At 70.1% G+C, this 23,299-nt stretch carries 20 protein-coding genes; 16 read left to right on the plus strand and 4 right to left on the minus strand.

Annotated elements, in window-relative coordinates:
• Window positions 1-194 precede the first annotated feature (194 nt).
• The 5 genes from Q9G87_RS39695 to Q9G87_RS39715 all read left to right on the plus strand — a co-directional run bounded on the left by Q9G87_RS39695 (window position 195) and on the right by Q9G87_RS39715 (window position 8,594).
• Window positions 195-2,123 carry a beta-galactosidase gene (locus Q9G87_RS39695; RefSeq protein WP_305921732.1) on the plus strand — a complete coding sequence of 643 codons (1,929 nt, stop codon included), beginning with the start codon at window positions 195-197 and terminating at the stop codon, window positions 2,121-2,123.
• 112 nt (window positions 2,124-2,235) lie between these two features.
• Window positions 2,236-4,932, plus strand: a complete 2,697-nt coding sequence (locus Q9G87_RS39700) for an exo-rhamnogalacturonan lyase family protein (protein ID WP_305921733.1) — start codon at window positions 2,236-2,238, stop codon at window positions 4,930-4,932.
• A 129-nt stretch (window positions 4,933-5,061) separates the two neighbouring features.
• Window positions 5,062-5,379 carry an L-rhamnose mutarotase gene (locus Q9G87_RS39705; RefSeq protein WP_305921734.1) on the plus strand — a complete coding sequence of 106 codons (318 nt, stop codon included), beginning with the start codon at window positions 5,062-5,064 and terminating at the stop codon, window positions 5,377-5,379.
• Between the two features lie 11 nt (window positions 5,380-5,390).
• Window positions 5,391-6,548 (plus strand): L-rhamnose isomerase, encoded by a 1,158-nt coding sequence (gene rhaI, locus Q9G87_RS39710; RefSeq protein ID WP_305921735.1) that lies wholly within the window; start codon window positions 5,391-5,393, stop codon window positions 6,546-6,548.
• Between the two features lie 6 nt (window positions 6,549-6,554).
• Complete coding sequence (locus Q9G87_RS39715; RefSeq protein WP_305921736.1) at window positions 6,555-8,594, plus strand: bifunctional aldolase/short-chain dehydrogenase; 2,040 nt, start codon at window positions 6,555-6,557, stop codon at window positions 8,592-8,594.
• Here Q9G87_RS39715 and Q9G87_RS39720 read toward each other — a convergent pair.
• A complete protein-coding gene (locus tag Q9G87_RS39720; protein WP_305921737.1) occupies window positions 8,591-9,124 on the minus strand; it encodes a hypothetical protein in 534 nt (177 codons plus the stop codon). The two genes, Q9G87_RS39715 and Q9G87_RS39720, sit on opposite strands and share 4 nt — an antisense overlap.
• Before the next feature lie 123 nt (window positions 9,125-9,247).
• On the opposite strand from Q9G87_RS39720, the gene argC reads away from it, so the two are divergent.
• The 9 genes from argC (at window position 9,248) to Q9G87_RS39765 (ending at window position 18,454) form a co-directional block, all read left to right on the plus strand.
• Window positions 9,248-10,285, plus strand: a complete 1,038-nt coding sequence (gene argC / locus Q9G87_RS39725; RefSeq protein ID WP_371825897.1) for an N-acetyl-gamma-glutamyl-phosphate reductase — start codon at window positions 9,248-9,250, stop codon at window positions 10,283-10,285.
• 142 nt (window positions 10,286-10,427) lie between these two features.
• The gene (argJ, locus tag Q9G87_RS39730) at window positions 10,428-11,579 is read left to right on the plus strand and encodes a bifunctional glutamate N-acetyltransferase/amino-acid acetyltransferase ArgJ (RefSeq protein ID WP_305921739.1); all 1,152 of its coding nucleotides are present in this window, start codon (window positions 10,428-10,430) and stop codon (window positions 11,577-11,579) included.
• A complete protein-coding gene (gene argB / locus Q9G87_RS39735) occupies window positions 11,576-12,448 on the plus strand; it encodes an acetylglutamate kinase (RefSeq protein WP_305921740.1) in 873 nt (290 codons plus the stop codon). The genes argJ and argB overlap by 4 nt, the downstream gene beginning before the upstream one ends.
• On the plus strand, window positions 12,448-13,614 hold the full coding sequence (locus tag Q9G87_RS39740) for an acetylornithine transaminase (protein ID WP_305921741.1): 1,167 nt from the start codon (window positions 12,448-12,450) through the stop codon (window positions 13,612-13,614). Before argB ends, Q9G87_RS39740 begins: the two co-directional genes overlap by 1 nt.
• Entirely contained in the window at window positions 13,611-14,558 is a 948-nt protein-coding gene (argF, locus tag Q9G87_RS39745; RefSeq protein ID WP_305921742.1) for an ornithine carbamoyltransferase, read from the plus strand. Before Q9G87_RS39740 ends, argF begins: the two co-directional genes overlap by 4 nt.
• Complete coding sequence (locus tag Q9G87_RS39750) at window positions 14,555-15,073, plus strand: arginine repressor (RefSeq protein WP_305921743.1); 519 nt, start codon at window positions 14,555-14,557, stop codon at window positions 15,071-15,073. The genes argF and Q9G87_RS39750 overlap by 4 nt, the downstream gene beginning before the upstream one ends.
• Window positions 15,070-16,269, plus strand: coding sequence for an argininosuccinate synthase (locus Q9G87_RS39755; RefSeq protein ID WP_305921744.1), 1,200 nt, complete (start codon window positions 15,070-15,072; stop codon window positions 16,267-16,269). The genes Q9G87_RS39750 and Q9G87_RS39755 overlap by 4 nt, the downstream gene beginning before the upstream one ends.
• Before the next feature lie 8 nt (window positions 16,270-16,277).
• Window positions 16,278-17,726 (plus strand): argininosuccinate lyase, encoded by a 1,449-nt coding sequence (argH, locus tag Q9G87_RS39760; RefSeq protein ID WP_305921745.1) that lies wholly within the window; start codon window positions 16,278-16,280, stop codon window positions 17,724-17,726.
• Window positions 17,708-18,454 (plus strand): DNA-3-methyladenine glycosylase, encoded by a 747-nt coding sequence (locus Q9G87_RS39765; RefSeq protein ID WP_305921746.1) that lies wholly within the window; start codon window positions 17,708-17,710, stop codon window positions 18,452-18,454. The genes argH and Q9G87_RS39765 overlap by 19 nt, the downstream gene beginning before the upstream one ends.
• On the opposite strand, the gene Q9G87_RS39770 is transcribed toward Q9G87_RS39765, so the two are convergent.
• Window positions 18,394-18,795, minus strand: a complete 402-nt coding sequence (locus Q9G87_RS39770; protein WP_305921747.1) for a PH domain-containing protein — start codon at window positions 18,793-18,795, stop codon at window positions 18,394-18,396. The genes Q9G87_RS39765 and Q9G87_RS39770 overlap by 61 nt on opposite strands.
• 91 nt (window positions 18,796-18,886) lie before the next feature.
• Between Q9G87_RS39770 and tyrS the strand changes: the two genes are divergently transcribed.
• Window positions 18,887-20,152 carry a tyrosine--tRNA ligase gene (gene tyrS, locus Q9G87_RS39775; protein WP_305921761.1) on the plus strand — a complete coding sequence of 422 codons (1,266 nt, stop codon included), beginning with the start codon at window positions 18,887-18,889 and terminating at the stop codon, window positions 20,150-20,152.
• Between the two features lie 105 nt (window positions 20,153-20,257).
• On the opposite strand, the gene Q9G87_RS39780 is transcribed toward tyrS, so the two are convergent.
• Together Q9G87_RS39780 and Q9G87_RS39785 are read right to left on the minus strand one after the other, a co-directional pair.
• Window positions 20,258-21,706 carry a glycosyltransferase family 39 protein gene (locus Q9G87_RS39780; protein WP_305921748.1) on the minus strand — a complete coding sequence of 483 codons (1,449 nt, stop codon included), beginning with the start codon at window positions 21,704-21,706 and terminating at the stop codon, window positions 20,258-20,260.
• Between the two features lie 153 nt (window positions 21,707-21,859).
• Entirely contained in the window at window positions 21,860-22,243 is a 384-nt protein-coding gene (locus tag Q9G87_RS39785; protein WP_305921749.1) for a PPOX class F420-dependent oxidoreductase, read from the minus strand.
• A gap of 105 nt (window positions 22,244-22,348) precedes the next feature.
• Here Q9G87_RS39785 and Q9G87_RS39790 point away from each other — a divergent pair, with 105 nt between their 5' ends.
• Entirely contained in the window at window positions 22,349-22,792 is a 444-nt protein-coding gene (locus tag Q9G87_RS39790; RefSeq protein WP_305921750.1) for a MarR family winged helix-turn-helix transcriptional regulator, read from the plus strand.
• Window positions 22,793-23,299: the final 507 nt, after the last annotated feature.

A 23,299-nucleotide genomic window follows, 5' to 3' on the forward strand; every position in this document is an offset into this window, starting at 1 on the left:
ACAGCCATGCCCGCGAGCGCACGAGTAGCAGTGGCACACATGGCGGCGACGGTGATTTCTTCCGCCCTGACCTGGAGCTACGCTCTCACGCTGGCGTAAAGGTCTTGTGCGGCAGGCTCGAGGAACGTTTTAATCCCCCGTACACGCAGGCGTAACAAGCTGTGAGCGCTAACAGTTACTCGAAAGGCAGGCTCATGCCGGATGTCATCGCCTACGGCGGGGACTGGAATCCCGAGCAGTGGCCCGAGGAGACGTGGGAGCAGGATGTCGCGCTGATGCGCGAGGCCGGCGTCAACAGGGTCAGCGTCGGGATCTTCTCCTGGTCGATGCTGGAGCCCGTCGAGGGGGTGTTCGACTTCGGCTGGTTCGACCGGGTGATGGACCTGCTGGCCGCGAACGGCATCCAGGCCAACCTGGCCACCCCGACGGCCTCTCCGCCGCCGTGGTTCTCCGACGCCTACCCCGAGGCGCTACCGGTGGACGCCGACGGGCGGCGGCTCTACCACGGCAGCAGGCAGGGCTTCTGCCCCAGCTCGCCGATCTACCGCGAGAAGGCGCTGCGGATCGCCGAGCAGGTGGCCCTGCGCTACCGCGCGCACCCGGCGCTGGCCCTGTGGCACGTGCACAACGAGTACGGCTGCCACAACGCCCGCTGCTACTGCGACACCTCCGCCGCGGCGTTCCGCGCCTGGCTGCGCAACCGCTACGCCTCGCTGGACGAGCTCAACGACGCGTGGGGCACCGCCTTCTGGTCACAGCGCTACAGCGACTGGGCCCAGATCCTGCCGCCCCGCGGCACCCCCAGCTTCCCCAACCCGGGCCAGCAGCTCGACTTCCGCAGGTTCAGCTCCGACGCGCTCGTCGAGCTGTACGTCGCCGAGCGCGACCTGCTCAAGTCGATCACCCCGGACGTGCCCGCGACCACGAACCTGATGGCAGGCGCGCACTGGGACATGGACTGCTGGTCCTTCGCCGACGAGCTCGACGTGGTCTCCACCGACCACTACCTGGTCGGGGCCCGCGCCGAGCCGCACATCGACCTGGCCTTCGCCGCCGACTACGCGCGCTCGCTGAACCGTGGGCGGCCCTGGCTGCTGATGGAGCACTCGACCAGCGCCGTCAACTGGCAACCCCGCAACCTCGCCAAGGCGCCCGGCGAGCTGCGCCGCAACTCCCTGCAGCACCTGGCCAGGGGCGCCGACGGGATCATGTTCTTCCAGTGGCGGGCCTCCCGCGCCGGCGCCGAGAAGTGGCACTCGGCGATGCTGCCGCACGCCGGCACCAACACCAAGATCTTCCGCGAGGTCGCCGCGCTCGGCGCCGAGCTGGCCGGGCTCTCCGACGTCGCCGGCAGCACGGTCAAGGCCGACGTGGCGATCCTGCTCGACCACTCCAGCGTGTGGGCCCAGGACCATCCCGCCCAGCCGACGGCGGACCTGGACCCGGTCGAGGAGGCCAAGCGCTGGCACGCCGCCCTGTGGCGGGCGGGCGTCACCTGCGACCTGGCCCGGCCCGAGTCCGACCTGTCCGGCTACCGCCTGGTGCTGGTGCCCGCGCTCTACCTGGTGAGCGACGCGGGGGCGGCCAACCTGGAGGACTTCGTCCGCCGGGGCGGGGTCGCGCTCGTCGGGCCGTACAGCGGGATCGTGGACGAGCACGACCGGGTGCGGCTGGGCGGCTACCCGGGGGCGTGGCGTGACCTGCTCGGGGTGACGGTCGAGGAGTTCTTCCCCCTGGACGGGCCGATCCGGCTGGCGTCGGGGGCGACGGGGACCGTATGGAGCGAGCTGGCGCACGCCGGCGGGGCGAAGGTCCTGGACACCTACGCCACCGGCGAGCCCGCCTGGACCCGCAACTCCTGGGGCGACGGGGCCGCGCACTACCTGACCACCCGGCTGGACGACGAGGCGCTGGCCGAGGTCGTGGCCGCCGTCTGCGCCGAGGCGGGCGCCGAACCCGTCGCCAAGGCGGGCCCGGGTGTGGAGGTGGTGCGGCGCTCGCATCCCGACGGCCGCTCGTTCCTGTTCGCGATCAACCACACGGAGGATGACGCCGTCGTGACGACGCCCGCGGGGGACCAGGTGACCGTGCCCGCCGGCGACGTCGTCGTCCTCACCGCCTGACATCCGGGCCTCGCCTGCCGGGGCCCGGCCTCCACAACCGTTGGGAAAGCGCTTCCCCGGGAAGCGTGTCATCCCACCGATCCCCCCTTCCCGTACGGAGGTGCACCCCCCAATGTCCGAAATCTCGCGACGTGATGCGTTAAAGGGAATGGCCGTCGCCGGAGCGGCCGTCCCGCTGGCCTCGATGCTGGAGTCGCCCGCCCTGGCCGCCCTGGACATCCCCGACGTCAGCCTGCGCTGGCTGGAGGGCAAGCCCGCCGAGGCCCCCGGCACCACCTGGGGCGTCCCCTGGCCGAAGGGCACGGTGCCCAAGGAGCAGCAGTTCGCGCTCACCGCCGCCGACGGCGCGGCCGTGCCGGTGCAGACGTGGCCGCTGGCGTACTGGCCGGACGGCTCGCTCAAGTGGACGGCCCACGCCGCGGGCCCCGGCACCCCCGTCGCCGAGACGTACACGCTGCGCCCCGGCGCCGCGGCCGCCCCGGCCAAGCCGGTCACGGTCAAGGACGAGAAGCAGTACGTGGACGTGGACACGGGCGTGATCCGGGTCCGCGTCCGCAAGGGCGGCAGCGAGCTGATCTCCCAGATCTGGCGCGGCGAGACCGAGATCGCCCGCAAGGGGCAGCTGGTCAGCCTCAGGCAGAGCAAGATCGACGACGGCGACGATCGCACCACCGAAGTGGACTCCTACCTCAGCGACATCGCCAAGGTCGAGGTCGAGCAGTCCGGCCCGGTGCGCGCCGTGATCAGGATCGAGGGCCGCCACACCTCCACGAAGGGCAAGTCCTGGCTGCCGTTCACGGTCCGGCTGTACTTCTACGCCGGCGCGGAGAGCGTGCGCATGACGCACACGTTCGTGTTCGACCGTGACGGCCAGAACGACTTCATCGCCGGTCTCGGCGTGCGCTTCCGCGTCCCGATGCGCGACGAGGCCTACAACCGGCACGTCCGCTTCGTCGGCGACGGGCACGGCCAGCTCGCCGAGGCGGTCAAGGGCATTACGGGCCTGCGCCGCGACCCGGGCCTGGCCGTCCGCAAGGCGCAGGTGGCCGGCCAGAAGCTGCCGGACATCGCCACCTGGGACGCCCGGGTGAGCAGCCGCGTCCACCTCATCCCGGACTGGGGCGACTACACCCTCTCCCAGCTGTCCTCCGAGGGCTTCACGCTGAAGAAGCGCACCAAGAAGGGGTACGGCTGGGTCGCCGTCGACCAGGGCAAGCGGGCCTCGGGCTTCGGCTACGTGGGCGGCGTGGGCGGCGGTCTCGCGTTCGGCATGCGCGACTTCTGGCAGCGCCACCCCAGCCAGCTCGACATCCGCGGCGCCGCCTCGGAGGAGGCCGAGGTCACGGTCTGGATGTGGTCGCCGGAGGCCGGGCCGATGGACACCCGCTTCTACCACGACGGCCTCGGCCAGGACACCTTCCCCGAGCAGATCGAGGGCCTCAACATCACCTACGAGGACTACGAGCCCGGGTTCGGCACGCCGCTCGGCATCGCGCGGACGACCGAGCTGACCTTCTGGGCCGTGGCCGCCACCCCCGACGCCGCGCGGCTCGGCGCGATGGCCGACGCGGTGCGCACGCCGCCGCTGATCATCGCCCCGCCCGAGCACCTGGCCGCCGCCAAGGTGTTCGGCGGCCTGTTCACCCCGGTCGACCGGTCCACCCCGGAGAAGAAGACCATCGAGGACCGGCTCGACTTCCTCTTCGACTACTACAAGAAGCAGGTCGAGCAGCGCCACTGGTACGGCTTCTGGGACTACGGCGACATCATGCACACGTTCGACGAGGACCGTCGCGTGTGGCGCTACGACATCGGCGGCTACGCCTGGGACAACTCCGAGCTCTCGCCGGACCTGTGGCTCTGGTACGCGTACCTGCGCTCGGGCCGGGCCGACGTCTTCCGCTTCGCCGAGGCGATGACCCGGCACACCGGCGAGGTGGACGTCTACCACCTGGGCCCGTGGGCCGGGCTTGGGACCCGGCACAACGTCCAGCACTGGGGGTGCAGCGCCAAGCAGCAACGCATCTCGACGGCCGTCTACCGGCGCATCTTCTACTTCCTGACCGCCGACGAGCGCACCGGGGATCTGATGCGGGCGCTGGTGGACTCCGACAAGACGTTTATGGCGCTCGACCCGCTGCGGAAGATCCGCACGGCGCCGTACACGCCGAACCCGGAGGCGCTGGCCATCGGCCTGGGCACCGACTGGAGCGGCCTGGCCGCCGCCTGGCTCACCGAATGGGAGCGCGGCGGCGACCCGATCGCCGAGAAGAAGCTCAAGGCCACGATGCGGACCATCGCCGCGATGCCCAACGGGTTCGTCACGGGGGAGGGGCTCTACAACATCAACACCGGCGAGTTCGCGGCTGCCGAGAAGAAAGTGGCGGTGTCTCATCTGTCGGCCATGTTCGGGCAGGTCGAGATCTGCGCCGAGCTGATCGACCTGGTGGACATGCCGGACTTCGAGAAGGCGTGGCTCCAGTACTGCCGGCTGTTCAACGCCACCAGGGCCGAGCAGGCGGCCGAGACCGGGGCCCACTTCGGCAACCTCATCCTCAAGCAGGGGCACTCCAGGCTCACGGCGTACGCGGCGGTCCGGCTGAAGCGCGACGACCTCGCCACCCGCGCCTGGACGGAGTTCCGCACCGGCGACGGGTACGCCCCGACCCTGCCGTGGAAGTCCGAGAAGGTCGCCACCACGCTCAACCCGACCGACGAGGCGGCCTGGGTCTCCACCAACACCACCGCCCTGTACGGCCTGGCCGCCATCCAGAACCTGGCCCTCGTGGGCGACAAGCTCCCCAGATGACCGATTAAAACGTGTCACCGCCCCCGGCTGACCTCCTGGTCATGCCGGGGGCCGGGGACGCATTGACAGCGAGCACCAGGAATCGTAGTTTCCTGCACGGAGGATTAAAACGTTTTGAAGGGAGTGCCAGTGCAACGCGTCTGCTTCCTGCTGAAAGTCCGCCCAGAGCGGCTGGCGGAGTATCGCGAACGCCACCAGAACGTCTGGCCGGACATGCGAGAGGCGCTGTCGCGCACCGGCTGGCACAACTATTCGCTCTTCCTCAGGGACGACGGCCTGCTCGTGGGCTACCTGGAGACCGAGGACTTCGAGGCCGCCAAGAAGGCCATGGCCGAGACGGACGTCAACGCCCGCTGGCAGGCCGAGATGGCGCCCTTCTTCGAGGACCTCGACGGTCGCCCCGACGAGGGCATGGCGCCGCTGACCGAAGTGTTCCACCTGGATTGATCGGGGAGTTCATGACTGACATCAAGGCCGCGCTACGGGCGCAGCACATCGAGACGCCGTCCTGGGCGTACGGCAACAGCGGCACGAGGTTCAAGGTGTTCGCCCAGCAGGGCGTGCCGCGCGACCCGTACGAGAAGCTCGCCGACGCCGCCCAGGTGCACGCCTACACGGGGGTGGCGCCCACGGTCGCCCTGCACATCCCGTGGGACAAGGTGGACGACTACGCCGACCTGGCCCGGCATGCCAAGGACCTGGGCGTCGGCATCGGCGCGATCAACTCCAACGTCTTCCAGGACGACGACTACAAGCTCGGCAGCGTCACCAACCCGGACCCGCGGGTGCGCCGCAAGGCCACCGACCACCTGCTCGAGTGCGTGGACATCATGGACGCCACCGGCTCCGACACCCTCAAGCTGTGGTTCTCCGACGGCATCAACTACCCGGGTCAGGACGACATCCGCGCCCGCCAGGACCGGCTGGCCGAGTCCCTGGCCGAGGTGTACGAGCGCCTGGGTGAGGGCCAGCGGTTCCTGCTGGAGTACAAGCTGTTCGAGCCCGCCTTCTACGCCACCGACGTGCCGGACTGGGGCACCGCGTACGCGCACTGCGTCAAGCTCGGCCCCAAGGCGCAGGTGGTCGTGGACACCGGGCACCACGCGCCGGGCACCAACATCGAGTTCATCGTGGCGTTCCTGCTGCGCGAGGGCAAGCTCGGCGGCTTCGACTTCAACTCCCGCTTCTACGCCGACGACGACCTGATGGTGGGGGCCGCGGACCCCTTCCAGCTGTTCCGCATCATGTTCGAGGTGGTGGGCGGCGGTGGCTTCGACCCTGAGCTCAACGTGGCCTTCATGCTCGACCAGTGCCACAACATCGAGCCGAAGATCCCCGGCCAGATCCGCTCGGTCATGAACGTCCAGGAGGCCACCGCCAAGGCCCTGCTGGTCGACCGCGAGGCTTTGGCCGCGGCGCAGAACGAGGGCGACGTGCTGGGCTCGAACGCCGTGTTCATGGACGCCTACAACACCGACGTGCGGCCGCTGCTCGCCGAGCTGCGGGAGGAGATGGGCCTCGCGCCCGACCCGATGGCCGCGTACGCCAAGTCCGGATATTTCGAGAAAATCGCCGCCGAGCGTGTCGGCGGACAGCAGGCCGGCTGGGGGGCCTGAAGCACCATGGATGTCATCAACGAACTGCTGGAACGCTCGCACCGCCTGGGAGCCGACCCGCGCAACACCAACTTCGCCGGCGGCAACACCTCGGCCAAGGGCAGTGAGTCCGACCCGGTGACCGGCGAGGACGTCGAGCTGCTCTGGGTCAAGGGCTCCGGCGGCGACCTGGGCACGCTCAAGGAGTCCGGCCTGGCGGTGCTGCGCCTGGACCGGCTGCGCGCGCTCAAGGGCGTCTACCCGGGCGTCGAGCGCGAGGACGAGATGGTCGCCGCGTTCGACTACTGCCTGCACGGCAAGGGCGGGGCGGCCCCGTCGATCGACACGGCCATGCACGGCCTGGTCGAGGCGGGCCACGTCGACCACCTGCACCCCGACGCGGGCATCGCCATCGCGACCGCCGCCGACGGCGAGGAGCTGACCAGGCGGGTCTTCGGCGACCGGGTGGTGTGGGTGCCGTGGCGGCGGCCCGGCTTCCAGCTCGGCCTGGACATCGCCGCGATCAAGGACGCCAACCCGCAGGCGATCGGCTGCGTCCTCGGCGGCCACGGCATCACCGCCTGGGGCGCCACGTCCGAGGAGTGCGAGTCCCGCTCGCTGGAGATCATCCGCACCGCGGAGGCGTACCTGGCCGAGCACGGCCGGCCCGACCCCTTCGGCTCGGTCGTCTACGACACGCTGCCCGAGGCCGAGCGGCACGCCCGCGCGGCCGCGCTGTTCCCGGTCATCCGCGGCCTGGCCTCCACCGACGTGCGTACGGTCGGCCACTACACCGACACGCCCGAGGTGCTGGACTTCGTCTCCCGCGCCGAGCACCCGAGGCTGGCCGCGCTGGGCACGTCCTGCCCCGACCACTTCCTGCGCACGAAGGTCGCCCCGCTGGTGCTCGACCTGCCGCCGGACGCGCCGCTGGAGCAGGCCGTCGAGCGGCTGCGCGAGCTGCACGCCGCCTACCGCGAGGACTACACCGCCTACTACGACCGGCACGCCACCCCGGACTCGCCGCCGATGCGCGGCGCGGACCCGGCGATCGTGCTGGTGCCGGGCGTCGGCATGTTCTCCTTCGGCAAGGACAAGCAGACCGCCCGGGTGGCCGGCGAGTTCTACGTCAACGCCATCAACGTCATGCGCGGCGCCGAGTCCGTCTCCACCTACGCGCCCATCCCCGAGTCGGAGAAGTTCCGCATCGAGTACTGGGAGCTGGAGGAGGCCAAGCTCCGCCGCATGCCCAAGCCCAAGCCCCTGGCCACGCGCGTGGCGCTGGTCACCGGCGGCGGCTCGGGCATCGGCGCGGCCACGGCCCGCCGCCTGGCGGCCGAGGGCGCCTGCGTGGTGATCGCCGACCGCGACCTGGCCGCCGCCGAGAAGGTGGCCGAGGAGATCGGCGCGAGCGCGTACCGGGTGTCCGACGTGGCCGTGGCCGCCGGCGTGGACGTCACCTCCGAGGAGCAGGTCGTCGCCGCGGTACGCGCGGGCGTGCTGGCCTTCGGTGGCGTGGACCTGATCGTCAACAACGCCGGCCTGTCGCTCTCGCGCGCGCTGCTGGAGACCACCCTCGCGGACTGGGACCTGCAGCACGACGTCATGGCGCGCGGCTCGTTCCTGGTCTCCCGCGAGAGCGCCCGGGTGATGATCGACCAGGCCATGGGCGGCGACATCATCTACATCTCCTCCAAGAACGCCGTCTTCGCCGGCCCGAACAACGTGGCCTACGGCGCCGCCAAGGCCGACCAGGCCCACCAGGTCCGCCTGCTCGCGGCCGAGCTGGGCGCCCACGGCGTCCGCGTCAACGGCATCAACCCCGACGGTGTTGTCCGCGGCTCCGGCATCTTCGCCTCCGGCTGGGGCGCCAACCGCGCGAAGGTCTACGGGGTCGAGGAGGAGAATCTCGGCGAGTTCTACGCGCAGCGCACCCTGCTCAAGCGCGAGGTGCTGCCCGAGCACGTGGCCGCGGCCGTCTTCGCCCTCACCGGCGGCGACCTGACCCACACCACGGGCCTGCACATCCCGGTGGACGCCGGCGTGGCCGCCGCCTTCCTGCGCTAGGCGTAGGAGGCGACGAGCCCGACCAGCATCCCCGCGACGCCGGCCGCCGTGATCAGCCAACCACCGATCACGGCGGCCCGCCGTCCCCTGCGCGCGCCCGCCCAGTACATGATCACGTACGGCAGGAAGCCCAGTCCGCCGAATCCGACCGCCGGCAACGTCAGAGCGGCGAGCACGCCCATCGTCCCGGCGGGAACGGCCCGATCCCCTTCAGGGGTGAGCTGCGCGCGCTTGACGTCCCCCGCCGAGGAGTCCGGCGAGGCGTCCACCGGCATAGGAGCGCCCCCCGAATCCGGGCTGAACAACCCCTTGCAGTCGTAGCGCCCCTCGCCCAGGTCCTCGCACGAGATCACCTGCAGCGTGCCCGGTGTGCCGATCCGGCCCGTCGCGAGCTCCAGATCCCGTACGACGAACACCATCGGCATCAGGCACACCACGAGCCAGAGCAGCACGAGGATGACCTTCCCCACGCGCCCGGGGTCCCTCCCCGCAGGTGTGACGAACTGCACATCGGGCAAGAAATCGCTCATAGGCTCATCATTCTGCCTGCGACTTGGGTTTCACCTGCAGCCTGCTGGGACGACCGGCTTGCACATCCATCCTGAGCAGTGCATCATCTTCACAAGCAAGGTCATGAGTAGTTATGCATGAATATGCAGGAGGATGGGATGAGGGCGGCGATCGCCGGAGCCAGCGGCTATGCGGGGGGCGAGCTGCTGCGGCTCCTGCTCGGCCATCCCGAGCTTGAGATCGGCGCGCTCACCGCGGCCTCCAGCGCGGGCAGCCGCCTGGGCGCCCACCAGCCACACCTGCCGCAGCTCGCCGACCGGATCATCGAGGACACCACGGCCGGCGTGCTCGCCGGCCACGACGTCGTCTTCCTGGCGCTGCCCCACGGCCATTCGGCCGCCGTCGCCGCCCAGCTCGGAGCGGACACGGTCGTGGTGGACTGCGGCGCCGACCACCGGCTCGCCGACCCGGCCGCCTGGCAGGAGTTCTACGGCGGCGAGCACGCGGGCACCTGGCCCTACGGGCTGCCCGAACTGCCGGGACAGCGCGACGCCCTGCGCGGGGCCACCCGGATCGCGGTCCCCGGCTGCTATCCGACCTCGGTCCTGCTGGCCCTGTTCCCGGCGTTCGCCGCCGGGCTGGCCGCGCCGGACGTGGTCGTGGTGGCCGCGAGCGGCACCAGCGGCGCCGGCAAGTCGCTCAAGCCCAATCTGCTGGGCAGCGAGGTCATGGGCTCGGTCAGCGCGTACGGCGTGGGCGGCGTGCACCGGCACACCCCCGAGATGGAGCAGGGCCTGTCGGCCGTCGCCGGCACGCCGGTCCGCGTGTCCTTCACTCCGACCCTCGCCCCGATGAGCCGCGGCATCCTCGCCACCTGCACCGCCCCCGCCGCACCCGGCGTCACCAAGGAGTCGCTCAGGGCGGCGTACGAGGTGGCGCTGAAGGACGAGCCGTTTGTCCGGCTCCTGCCCGAAGGTGTCTGGCCGGCCACCGCCATGACCTACGGCGCCAACACCGCCGCCCTACAGGTGACGCTCGACGAACGCGCAGGGCGCGTCGTCGCCGTCATCGCCATCGACAACCTCACCAAGGGCACGGCCGGAGGCGCCATCCAAAGCGTCAACCTCGCCCTCGGCCTGCCGGAAGAGCTCGGCCTCCCCCTGACAGGAGTCGCCCCGTGACCTCCGCCGTGGCGGCCAAAGGCCCCCGACCGGGCGGTTCGCGGTTCGCGGCCGGTGCCTGGAGGGCCGAGCTGAGCACCATGTCCTGGGTCTCCACGTTTACTCGCAGGCGCGCAACGGTGCGGCTGACGAAGGAGGAAGTGTGAGCGTTACAGCGCCACTAGGTTTCAGAGCCGCGGGAGTGGCCGCCGGGATCAAATCCGGCGGCGCCCGCGACCTGGCCCTCGTCGTCAACGACGGGCCCAGCCGCGCCGCCGCCGGCGTCTTCACCGCCAACCGCGTGAAGGCAGCCCCCGTGTTGTGGTCGCAGCAGGTCCTGGCGGGCGGCCGGCTGCGAGCCGTGGTGCTCAACTCCGGCGGCGCCAACGCCTGCACCGGCCCGGAGGGCTTCCAGGACACGCACGCCACCGCCGAGAAGGTCGCCGCGGCGCTCGAGGACTCGGCGGGCGAGGTCGCGGTCTGCTCGACCGGCCTGATCGGCGAGCGCCTGCCGATGGAGGCGCTGCTGTCCGGCGTCGACACCGCCGCCACCCAGCTGTCCCGGGACGGCGGCCTGGCCGCGGCCGACGCCATCCGGACCACCGACACGGTCTCCAAGATCTCCTTCAAGCGGGCCAACGGCTACATGGTCGGCGGGATGGCCAAGGGCGCGGGCATGCTCGCCCCGGCCCTCGCGACCATGCTCTGCGTGATCACCACGGACGCCGACGTGACCAGCGACGAGCTCGACACGGTGCTCCGCAAGGCCACCGCCACGACGTTCGACCGGCTCGACACCGACGGCTGCATGTCCACCAACGACACCGTGCTCCTGCTGGCCAGCGCCGCCTCCGGAGTCAAGCCTGACCTGGCGGAGTTCGAGCAGAAGGTCACCGAGGTCTGCGCCGACCTGGCCAGGCAGCTCCTGGTGGACGCCGAAGGCGCCAGCAAGGCCATCGCCATCGAGGTGATCGGCGCCCACTCCGAGCAGGACGCGGTCAAGGTCGGCCGCTCCGTTGCCCGCTCCAACCTGCTCAAGTGCGCCATCCACGGCGAGGACCCCAACTGGGGCCGCGTCCTGGCCGCGGTCGGCACCACCGACGCCGTCTTCGAGCCCGACCGGCTCAACGTGGCGATCAACGGCATCTGGATCTGCCGCGGCGGCGCGGTCGGCGACGACCGCTCCAAGGTGGACATGCGCCCCCGGGACGTGACCATCACGATCGACCTGTCGGCCGGACCGCACACCGCGACCGTGCACACCACGGACCTGACAGCCGACTACGTCCACGAGAACTCGGCGTACAGCTCATGAGGCTCTCCACCGCCCAGACCAAGGCCGAGGCCTTGATCGAGGCGCTGCCCTGGCTGACCCGCTTCCACGGCGCGACGGTCGTCATCAAGTACGGCGGCAACGCCATGACCGAAGAGGCGCTCAAGGAGGGCTTCGCCGAGGACGTCGTCTTCCTGCATCACGTGGGCCTGCGCCCGGTGGTCGTGCACGGCGGCGGCCCGCAGATCAGCAGCGCGCTGGACAAGCTCGGCATCGAGTCGACGTTCACCGCCGGCCTCCGGGTCACCACGCCCGAGGCCATGCAGGTCGTCAGGATGGTGCTGACGGGCCAGGTCAACCCCGAGATCGTGGGCCTGGTCAACCGGCACGGCCCGTTCGCGGTCGGCATGTCCGGCGAGGACGCCCACCTGTTCACCGCCGTGCGCAAGCACGCGCTCGTGGACGGCGAGCCGGTCGACATCGGCCAGGTCGGCGAGATCATCAAGGTCGATCCCGGTGCCGTCAAGGCCCTGATCGACGACGGCCGCATCCCCGTGGTCTCCAGCGTCGCCAGGGGAGACGACGGCCAGATCTACAACGTCAACGCCGACACCGCCGCCGCCGCGCTGGCCGTGGCGCTCCAGGCGCAGAAGCTGATCGTGCTGACCGACGTCGAAGGCCTGTACGCCAACTGGCCCGACGACACCGACGTGATCGACAGCCTCACCGCCGACGAGCTGGAAACGCTCATGCCCACGCTGTCCAGCGGCATGGTCCCCAAAATGGAGGCCTGCCTGTCGGCGGTGCAGGGCGGCGTGCCGCAGGCCCACGTGCTCGACGGCCGCGTGCCCCATTCACTGCTGCTAGAGATCTTCACCAATGAGGGAATCGGAACGATGGTGATGCCCTAATGGACCTTTTTGAGAGGTTCGAGAAGGTGTTCATGCCCAACTACGGCATCCCGCCGGTCGCGCTGGCGCGCGGCGAGGGCTGCCGCGTGTGGGACGTGGACGGCAAGCAATACCTCGACTTCATCGGCGGCATCGCGACCAGCTCGCTCGGCCACGCGCACCCCGCCCTGGTCGAGGCGGTGTCGAAGCAGGTCGCCACCATCGCGCACACGAGCAACCTGTTCCTGCACGAGCCCGAGGTACTGCTCGCCGAGAAGCTCATCGCCCTGCTGAACGCCCCCGCCCGGGTCTTCTTCGCCAACTCCGGCACCGAGGCCAACGAGGCGGCGTACAAGCTGGCGCTCAAGTACGGCCGCCGCGAGGGCCGCTCCTACTTCGTCGCCGCCGAGAACGGCTTCCACGGCCGCACGATCGGCGCCCTGTCGCTGACCGGCAAGCAGTCCATCCGCGACCAGTTCGGCCCGTTCCCCGTCGAAGTGCGCTTCGTCCCCTACGGCGACGCCACCGCGCTCAAGGAGGCCGTGACCGGCGACTGCATCGCGGTCTTCCTGGAGCCCACCCAGGGCGAGGCCGGTGTGGTGCCCCCGCCGGCCGGCTACTTCGAGGCCGCCCGCGAGATCTGCGACTCGACCGGCGCGCTGCTGGTGGCCGACGAGATCCAGTCGGCGATCGGGCGTACCGGGCACTGGTTCGCCCACCAGGCCGACGGCGTCACGCCCGACATCCTGACCCTGGCCAAGGGCCTGGGCGGCGGGATGCCGATCGGCGCCTGTGTCGGCTTCGGCGAGGTCGGCAAGCTGTTCGCGAAGGGCGACCACGGCTCGACCTTCGGTGGCAACCCGGTCTCCTGCGCCGCCGCCCTGGCGGTGCTGGACACCCTGGACCTCGACCACGTGAAGACCGTCTCCGCACGTCTGCGGGACGGTCTGGAGGCCGTCGGCCACCCGCTGCTGAAGGGCGTCCGCGGCCGCGGCCTGTGGCTGGGCGTGGTCCTGAACGAGCCGCGCTCGGCCGACGTCCAGAAGGCCGCCGCGAACGCCGGTTTCCTGGTGAACGCCCTCCAGCCCGACGCGGTGCGCATCGCCCCGCCGCTGGTGGTGACGGCCGACGAGGTGGACGCCTTCGTGGCCGCGTTCCCCGCGATCCTGGAGGAGGCCGCACGATGACCAGGCACAGCGCGGACTCGGCGCAAATCAGACACTTCCTGAGAGACGACGATCTTTCGCCCGCCGAGCAGGCGGAAGTACTCGACCTCGCCGCCGCGATGAAGAAGGACCGGTTCGGCTACCGGCCGTTCGAGGGTCCGCAGACGGTCGCGGTGCTGTTCGACAAGCCGTCGGCCCGCACCCGCGTCTCCTTCCACACCGGCATCGGCGAGCTGGGCGGCCTGCCGCTGGTCGTGGACAACGTCTCGGTCCTGATGGGCCGCGGCGAGCCCACCGCCGACCTCGCCAGGGTGCTCGACCGGCAGGTCGCCGCCATCGTCTGGCGGACCACCGGCCAGGAGCTCATCGAGGAGATGGCGGCCCACTCCCGCGTGCCGGTCGTCAACGCGCTCACCGACGAGTTCCACCCCTGCCAGATCCTCGCCGACCTGCAGACCGTCCGGGAGCACCTGGGCAGGACCGCCGGCCTTACGCTGACCTACCTCGGCGACGGCGCCAACAACATGGCCCACTCCTACCTGCTCGGCGGCGCCACGGCCGGGATGCACATCCGCATCGCCGCCCCGGCCGGCTACCAGCCCGACGCGGTCATCCTCGACCAGGCCGCCGCCATCGCCGCCAAGACGGGCGGCTCGGTGGTCGCGCTGTCGGACCCGGTCGCCGCCGTCCAGGGCACGCACGTGATCGCCACTGACACGTGGGTGTCGATGGGCCAGGACGGCAAGGAGCAGCGGGTTCGCGACCTCATGCCTTACCAGGTCAATGGCGAGCTGCTCGAGCACGCCGCGCCCGACGCGATCGTGCTGCACTGCCTGCCGGCCTACCGCGACTACGAGATCACCGACGCGGTGCTCGAGGGGCCGCGCAGCGTCGTGTGGGACCAGGCCGAGAACCGGCTGCACGCGCAAAAGGCGCTGCTGCACTGGCTGGCGACGCACCGATGACCATTCCGATGACCAAGGCGGCCAGGCAGCAGAAGATCACCGATCTGCTGCGGCGGCAGGCCGTGCGCTCCCAGCCGGAGCTGGCCAAGCTGCTCGCCGACAGCGGCGTCGAGGTCACCCAGGCCACGCTCTCGCGTGACCTCGACGAGCTCGGGGCGCTCAAGCTGCGCGCGGAGGACGGCTCGCTGGTGTACGCGCTGCCTGGCGAAGGCGGCGGGCGGATCCCGCTGGCCCGGGTGGGCACCGGCGAGTCCCCGTCGGCGAGGCTGCAGCGCGTCGCCGAGGAACTGCTGGTCAGCGCCGAGGCCTCGGCCAACCTGGTCGTCGTGAAAACCCCTCCGGGGGCGGCCCAGTTCATGTCCTCCGCCATCGACCATGCCGACTGGGAGTCCATCCTCGGCACGGTGGCGGGCGACGACACCATCCTCGTCATCACCCGCGACCCGGCAGGCGGCCCGGCGGTCGCCGACGCCCTCCTGAAAGTCGCCGCCCGGCGTAGTTTGGAGCAGAAATGACCGAGCGCGTGGTCCTCGCCTACTCCGGCGGGCTCGACACCTCCGTCGCCATCCCCTACCTCGCCGAGAAGATGAACGCCGAGGTCGTCTGCGTCGCCGTGGACCTCGGCCAGGGCGGCGAGGACATGGAGGCGATCCAGAAGCGGGCCATGGACTGCGGCGCCGTCGAGTCGGTCGTGGTGGACGCCAAGGAGGAGTTCGCCGCCGACTTCTGCGTGCCCGCGCTGCAGGCCAACGCCCTCTACATGGACCGCTACCCGCTGGTGTCGTCGCTGTCGCGCCCGCTCATCGTCAAGCACCTGGTGTCGGCGGCCCAGCAGTTCGGCGGCACCGTCGTCTCGCACGGCTGCACCGGCAAGGGCAACGACCAAGTCCGCTTCGAGGCCGGCCTGGCCGCGCTGGCGCCCGGCCTGAAAGTCGTCGCGCCCGCCCGCGACTTCGCCTGGACCCGCGACAAGGCCATCGAGTACGCCGAGGCCAAGGGCCTGCCCATCGAGACGTCGAAGAAGAACCCGTTCTCCATCGACCAGAACCTCTGGGGCCGCGCCGTCGAGACGGGCTTCCTCGAGGACATCTGGAACGGCCCGACCGAAGAGGTCTACTCCTACACCGCCGACCCGTCCCAGCCGCAGGAGCCGGACGAGGTCGTCGTCACCTTCGAGGCGGGCGTCCCGGTCAAGATCGACGGGCGGTCGCTGACGCCGTACCAGCTCATCGATGAGCTCAACAAGCGCGCCGGCGCCCAGGGCGTCGGCCGGATCGACATGGTCGAGGACCGGCTCGTCGGCATCAAGTCCCGCGAGGTGTACGAGGCGCCGGGCGCCATCGCGCTCATCACCGCCCACATGGAGCTGGAGAACGTCACCGTCGAGCGTGACCTGGCCCGCTTCAAGCGCGGCGTCGACCAGCGGTGGAGCGAGCTCGTCTACGACGGTTTGTGGTTCTCGCCGCTCAAGGACGCCCTCGACGTGCTCATCGCCGAGGCTCAGAAGCACGTCTCCGGCGACATCCGCATGACGCTGCACGCCGGCAAGGCCACCGTCACCGGCCGCCGCTCCGAGGAGTCCCTGTACGATTTCTCGCTGGCCACGTACGACACCGGCGACACCTTCGACCAGTCGCTCGCCAAGGGCTTCGTCCAGCTGTTCTCCCTCCCCGCGAAGATCGCCGCGGCGCGGGACGCGAGGAAGGGCTGATTGCACTAATGTCGCGGGGGATACAGGAGGAGAAGATTACGGTGAGTGATGGCAAGCCGATGCGGCTGTGGGGCGGGCGGTTCGAAGGAGGCCCGGCCGACGCGCTGACCCGGCTGTCGGTGAGCGTGCACTTCGACTGGCGGCTGGTGCCGTACGACCTGGCGGCGTCCAGGGCGCACGCACGCGTGCTGCACAAAGCGGGGCTGCTGAACGACGAGGAGCTCGAGCGCATGATCGGCGCGCTCGACGACCTGGAGCGGGCCTGCAAGGCGGGCGAGTTCCGGCCGACGGTCGCCGACGAGGACGTGCACACCGCGCTGGAGCGCGGCCTGCTGGAGCGGCTCGGCTCGCTCGGTGGCAAGCTCCGCGCCGGCCGCTCGCGCAACGACCAGATCGCTACCGACCTGCGTCTCTACCTTCGCGACCACGCCCGCACGATCGTCTCCCGGCTGGTCGAGCTGGAGACGGCGCTCATGACCCAGGCCGCCGAGCACGCCGAGACGGCCGCGCCCGGCATGACGCACCTGCAGCACGCGCAGCCGGTGTCGTTCGGCCACCAGTTGCTGGCGCACGTGCACGCCTTCACCCGCGACATCGACCGGCTCATCGACTGGGACAAGCGCGCCGCGATCTCCCCGCTCGGTTCCGGCGCGCTGGCGGGCTCGTCGCTTCCGCTGGACCCGCAGGCCGTGGCACAGGAGCTGGGCTTCTCGGCGGCCGCGCCCAACTCCATGGACGCCGTCGCCGATCGGGACTTCGCGGCCGAGTTCCTGTTCGCCGCCGCCCTGATCGGGGTGCACCTGTCGCGGCTGGGCGAGGAGATCGTCCTGTGGGCCTCGCAGGAGTTCCGCTGGATCGAGATGGACGACGCCTACTCCACCGGCTCGTCGATCATGCCGCAGAAGAAGAACCCCGACGTGGCCGAGCTGGCCCGCGGCAAGTCAGGGCGGCTGATCGGCAACCTGATGTCGCTGCTGACCACGCTCAAGGGCCTGCCGCTGACCTACAACCGCGACCTGCAGGAGGACAAGGAGCCGGTCTTCGACACCGTCGACACGCTCCTGCTCGTCCTGCCCGCGATGGCCGGGCTCGTGGCGACCATGCGAGTCAACACCGCCCGCCTGGAGGCCTCCGCCCCCGACGGGTTCGCGCTCGCCACCGACCTGGCCGAGCTGCTGGTGCGCCGCGGCGTGGCGTTCCGCGAGGCCCACGAGGCCGTCGGCCACCTGGTGGTGTGGTGCCAGGTGCACGACAAGGACCTCGGCGAGCTCACCGACGACGAGCTGGCCAAGGTGTCGCCGCACCTCACGCCCGACGTGCGCGACGTGCTCAACGTGCCCGGAGCCCTGGCCGCACGCAAGGCGCACGGCGGCACCGCGCCCGACCGCGTACGCGACCAGCTCATCACGCTCCGCGAAGCGGTCGACGCGCAGGCGGCATGGGCGGCGGGCAGCTGAGCTCCGCCCCGCTGCCGCGGAGCTTCTTCGACAGGCCGTCGCACGAGGTGGCGCCCGACCTGCTCGGGCGCGTCCTCGCGCACGGCAACGTCGCCGTGCGCCTGACCGAGGTCGAGGCGTACGGCGGCCCGGGCGAGGACCCGGCGGCGCACACCTACCGGGGCAGGACACCCCGCAACGCCGTCATGTTCGGCCCGCCGGGCCACCTGTACGTCTACTTCACCTACGGCATGCACTTCTGCGCCAACCTCGTCTGCCTGCCCGACGGCTGCGGCTCGGCCGTGCTGCTGCGGGCGGGCGAGGTGGTGGCGGGTCTCGACGAGGCACGCCGGCGGCGCAACGGCGGGCGCGCGGCGGACAGCGCCGGCCGCAGGACCATCCCCGATCGGGATCTCGCCAGGGGCCCCGCCAGGCTCGCGGTGGCCCTCGGCCTCCTGCGCGAGCACAACGGCCTCGACGCGATCTGGGAAGGCCCGCCGGACCCGGGCGGTGGGGACGGCGCCCGCCGGCTGACCGGCCGGCCCCACACAGCGGCCATGATGCTCGAAGGCGACCCGGCCGACCCCGCCTCGATCAGGTCAGGGCCCCGCACCGGCATCTCGACGGCCAAGGAGGTGCCGTGGCGGTTCTGGATCGAGGGCGACCCGACCGTGTCGCCGTACCGAGCTCACGTGCCGCGCCGCCGCAGCGCCGCCGCCACCTCGGTGGGAGAGGCGCCCAGCTCTTGAGGACTGAAGACGTGCAGGTGATCACCCGTGTCGATCTCCAGCATCTCGCTGCGCAGCCCCCACCTCCTGCGGACGTCGACCTTGATGTCCCAGATCGCCTCCCAGGGCACGTGCCGCTTCCCCGCGAACCCGTGCACCACGGTGATCCCGCTCTCGTCGGCCGCCAGCCGCACCGGAACGATCAGGTCACGCAGCCCCATCGCCCCCACCAGGACGGCTGCGGGGACGGCTAGGATCACGCCGCGGACATCGCCTGCCAACCACCAGTAAACGGCGAGTCCGGCGCATACCAGACCCCCTAAGATCTTGAAAACGGCCAGCTCGCGACGGACCCTCCACATGGAGACAGAGCGTATCCAAGTGGCGGTCAGCCCAGGCGATCAGGCACGCTTGTAACACCCAACGTCCAACGTCTCAATGAAAGCCGGCACCGTGATCGACATTCTCGATGACCTCGCGTGGCGAGGCCTGATCGCTCAGTCCACCGACCTCGACGCCCTGCGTGCGTCCATGGCCAAGGGACCGATCACGGTCTATTGCGGTTTCGACCCGACCGCGCCTTCCCTGCACGTCGGCCATTTCGTGCCGCTGCTCACGCTGCGCCGCCTGCAGCGGGCCGGGCACCGCCCGATCGGCCTGGTCGGCGGCGCCACCGGCCTGATCGGCGACCCGAGCGGCCGCAACACCGAGCGCTCGCTGAACGCGACCGAGGTCGTCGCCGAATGGGTGGAGCGCCTGCGCGGGCAGGTCGGCCGGTTCCTCGACTTCGACGCCCAGCCCAACGCCGCCCTCATGGTGAGCAACCTCGACTGGACCGGCGAGCTGAGCGCCATCGGCTTCCTGCGCGACATCGGCAAGCACTTCCCGGTCAACCGCATGCTGGCCAGGGAGTCGGTCTCCGCGCGCCTGCAGGGTGAGGGGCTGAGCTACACCGAGTTCAGCTACCAGATCCTGCAGGCCAACGACTACTTGGAGCTGCACCGCCGCTACAACTGCACGCTGCAGATCGGCGGCAGCGACCAGTGGGGCAACCTCACGGCGGGCGCCGACCTGATCCGCCGCGTCGAGGGTGCGCACGTCCACGCGCTCACCCTGCCGCTGATCACGAAGGCCGACGGCACCAAGTTCGGCAAGACGGCGGGTGGCGCGCTCTGGCTCGATCCGGAGATGACCTCGCCCTACGCCTTCTACCAATACTTCCTCAACTCCGACGACCGCGACGTGATCCACTACCTCAAGGTGTTCACGTTCAAGAGCCGCGAGGAGATCGAGGCCCTGGAGAAGGCCGTCGCCGAGCGGCCCTTCGCCCGCGAGGCGCAGCGGACGCTGGCCGAGGACCTGACCGAGTTGCTGCACGGCAAGGAAGAGCTCGACGCGGTCGTGGCGGCCTCCAAGGCGCTCTTCGGCCAGGGTGCCCTGGAAGACCTGCCCGCCTCGACGCTGGCGGCCGCGCTGGCCGAGGTGCCCAAGGCCGAGATCTCCGCGCTGGGGGTGCCGTTCGTGGACCTGCTGGCCGACAGCGGCCTGGTGGAGTCGAAGTCGGCGGCCCGGCGGGCGGTCAAGGAGGGCGGGGCATACCTCAACAACGTCAAGATCACCGACGAGACTTACGTGCCGGCCGCTGACGACCTGCTGCACGGTCGCTTCATGGTGCTGCGGCGCGGCAAGAAGTCGATTGGCGGCGTCGAGGTCGGCTGACCGGCGCTTGTGCCAAGCGGGCCTTTCCAACGGCGGAAGGCCCGCTTCGGCGTAGTACGAGGCGTTTTCGCAGACAGGCGGGCCCGTCGGTGAACTCTCAGTGGTTCAGCGACGAATGAACAACGCCACGGTGAGCCCCGGCAGATCCCCGGAGTGCTTGGCCATGCTGAGCTCGAACCCCGCCTCTTTCACCTCTCCGACGCGAGGAATCCCGTCACCCTCCAGCCCCGACTTCTTCGTCCCCCGCCACACCACCCAGACCCGTTCCCGCCTGTCCAGCGCCGCGGAGACATCGGACCGCTCGGGATAACCGAACCCGTCGGGGTGGGGCGCGACCCCGATCCGCAGGACATCGACCGGCATCAGGGAGTCCGCGTAGTAGTCGAATCCCCGGCGCACCTGGCTCTGCCCGAACACGATCGCATCGTCCGGCTCGGCCTTGATCACGCGAAGGGCCCACGGGATGTTCTCGAAGCGCCCGTTCTCCTCCCGGATCTCCACGTGATCAGAAAAGGCCAGCCCGGCGCCGAGCAACACGACCACCACCCCCGCGACCACGGGGAAGCGCGGGATGGCGGCCACGGCCAGCCCCGCCAGCAGCGCCAGAGCCGGAGCGGTCACGAAGAGATACCGGTCCACATAGACCGGGGTGAGCAGGTGAGACACCGCGAGAAGCAGCAGCGGCGGCAAGATCAGCCACCCCGCCAGGGCGAGCGCCCACGCCCTGTCCCTGCCGCCCGCCGATGAGCCCGCGCCTCCCGCGGGTGATCCCGCGCCGTCCGCCGGTGAGCCCGGGCCCCCAGTTCCACGCCGGCCCGCCCACAACAGCGCCGCGCCGGCCAGTGCCATCGCGAACAACAGCACACCGAGCGCCGTCGTGCCGGCCGCCATCTTGGGGAACTTCAGCCACACCTCAGGCCCGCGCTGCGGGATCCAGCTGATCGCGTGCCGCTCGCCGTACCCGATCAGTCCCAGCACCACGGCAGGCACGAAGCCGGCGGCGAGCGCGCCCAGCATCGGCGCGAGCACCGCCCGGCGGGCCAGTGCCACGTGGGCGGGCAGCGCCAGCACAGCGAACAGATGCGTCGAGCACACCAGCGCGATCGCCACCCCGTACACCACCCAGCGCCTGCCCTCCGGACGCTCGAGAGCCCGGTGCAGCGCCCAGTAGGAGAACACGACGGCCGCGGCCGCGAACGCGTACGACCTGGCGAAAGCCCCGAGGTAAGACACCGACGGCAGGATCGCGAAGACGGCGGCCGCGATCACGCCGGCGCGGGCGGAGTGCAGGCGCCGCCCCAGGTCGGTCAGGAACCAGGCCGCCACGCCGATCGCGATCGCCGACGGCAACCGCAGCCACAGCTCTGCCGTGCCGGCCTTCATCCAGAAGTGCATGAACAGGTAGTACGGCAGGAAATGGCCGTCGATGTGCTGCGCCAGCTCCCACATACCCGCCAGCGATCGTGAGGCGAAGCTGATGGTGGCCAGCTCGTCGCCGTTCAAGGTGGCGGAACCCGTTCCCGAGAAGGCCGCGCCGCCCGCGAGCAATGCCATCCACCACGGGGTTGACCTGCGGAGACGTTGGGCGGGGCGAGCAGGGGGTGCAAGAGTGGCGGCAGTGGTCACCGGGGCAGGATACGCGGCGTAAGGGCGGTCAAATGGCAGATGTGATGGCCGGCCCCCTCATTGGTGCGAATCACCTCGGTGTCACTGACTGGTGGTGCGTGTCGGCTTCATAACGATCACAACGCGCCGCTCCGCATCGCCGACCGGTCGCTCGTACTCCAAGCCGTAGCGCGTGGCCAGCACGTCGAAGAAGTCACCCGACGAATCCGGCTCAACCCGCTCGACCACGCCTCGGATCTCCAGATAGCGGTACGGCCTCTCGGGGTCGTTGATCGAGATCGCCAGGTGCGCGTTCTGGGTGACATTTCGGTGCTTGCGGCGGTCCGTGGTGGTCGTGAATCGCAGGAACTCCCCGTCCCACACCGTCCAGACCGGATTCACGTTGGGCGTGCCGTCCGGCTCGATCGTCGCCAGGTGGGCGAACAGCGGCCGCTCCAGCAGGTCCAGGTGGCTCTTCGGAATCATCGTTCCCTCTTCTCCTTCAGCGCCTGATCTTCGGCGACCTGACCTTATCAAGGTTTTGATGATTATCAAGGTTCGAATCATTGTATGAGGTTGTATTGTCCGGGCATGGGGATGCCCGCAGGTGAACGGCTCGGCATGGACATCAAGCGCGCCGAGCAGTCGCTCATGGCCGCCAAGCAGCTGGCCGTCAGGGCCGCCGGGTTGACCGTTCCTCAATACGCGGCGCTGCTCGCGCTTGCCGACAGTCCCGGAATCTCAGGTGCGGCGCTGGCGCGGACCTGCCTCGTGACGCCGCAGGCCATGACGGTCGTGCTCAAGAACTTGGAGGAACGCGGCCTCATCGAGCGCTCGCCGCACCCCTGGCATCGCAACGTCCTCGAGACCCGGCTCACGGAGTCCGGGCGTGCGGCAGTGGAAGTGGCGGACGAGAGGGCCGTGGTGATCGAACGGGCCATCGCGGATGAGTTCACCGAGGGGGAGCGTGCGACGTTGCGCGAGCTGCTGGCCCGATGCGAGCAGGCGATCGGGCGCGGGGCGGCGCAGCTGTGAACGGCCCGTGCCTGGCGATTTGACGTGTCGCGAATCGCGACCTAATCTTTGACTTCGCCCCGGGAGTGAGCCGGACGCCGATCAGGCGGACGGGCCCCGGACAAGCCCCTTGAAATGACGAACCACTCGGCAGAGTCGCTTCGGCGTGCTCGAGCCCGAGTCGTTCCTGGGCGAGCCGAAGTCACCGGAAAATCGGTTGATTCGACAAGCTCTGGATGGAACGGTAAGTTACGAGGGTTGCCCCGGAAACGGGGTGCACCATCCTACGCAGGTTGGGCAGCGCTTCTCAAGTCTCACGATTTGACACGGCACTTTCTCGCCTGATAAGATGATGAAGACGAAACTGTCGCCTCTGACTCGAGATCGCAAGATGTCGATGAGGATGTACGCGTCCGTTTCTTGAGAACTCAACAGTGTGTTAAAAGCCAGTGCATGTGCATCACACATGTATGACCCCGTCATTTTTGACGGTTATTGCTTGGATGATTCATCCGAACATGATCATTG

It is taken from the genome of Nonomuraea turcica, assembly GCF_030718205.1.
Classification (GTDB): Bacteria; Actinomycetota; Actinomycetes; order Streptosporangiales; family Streptosporangiaceae; genus Nonomuraea.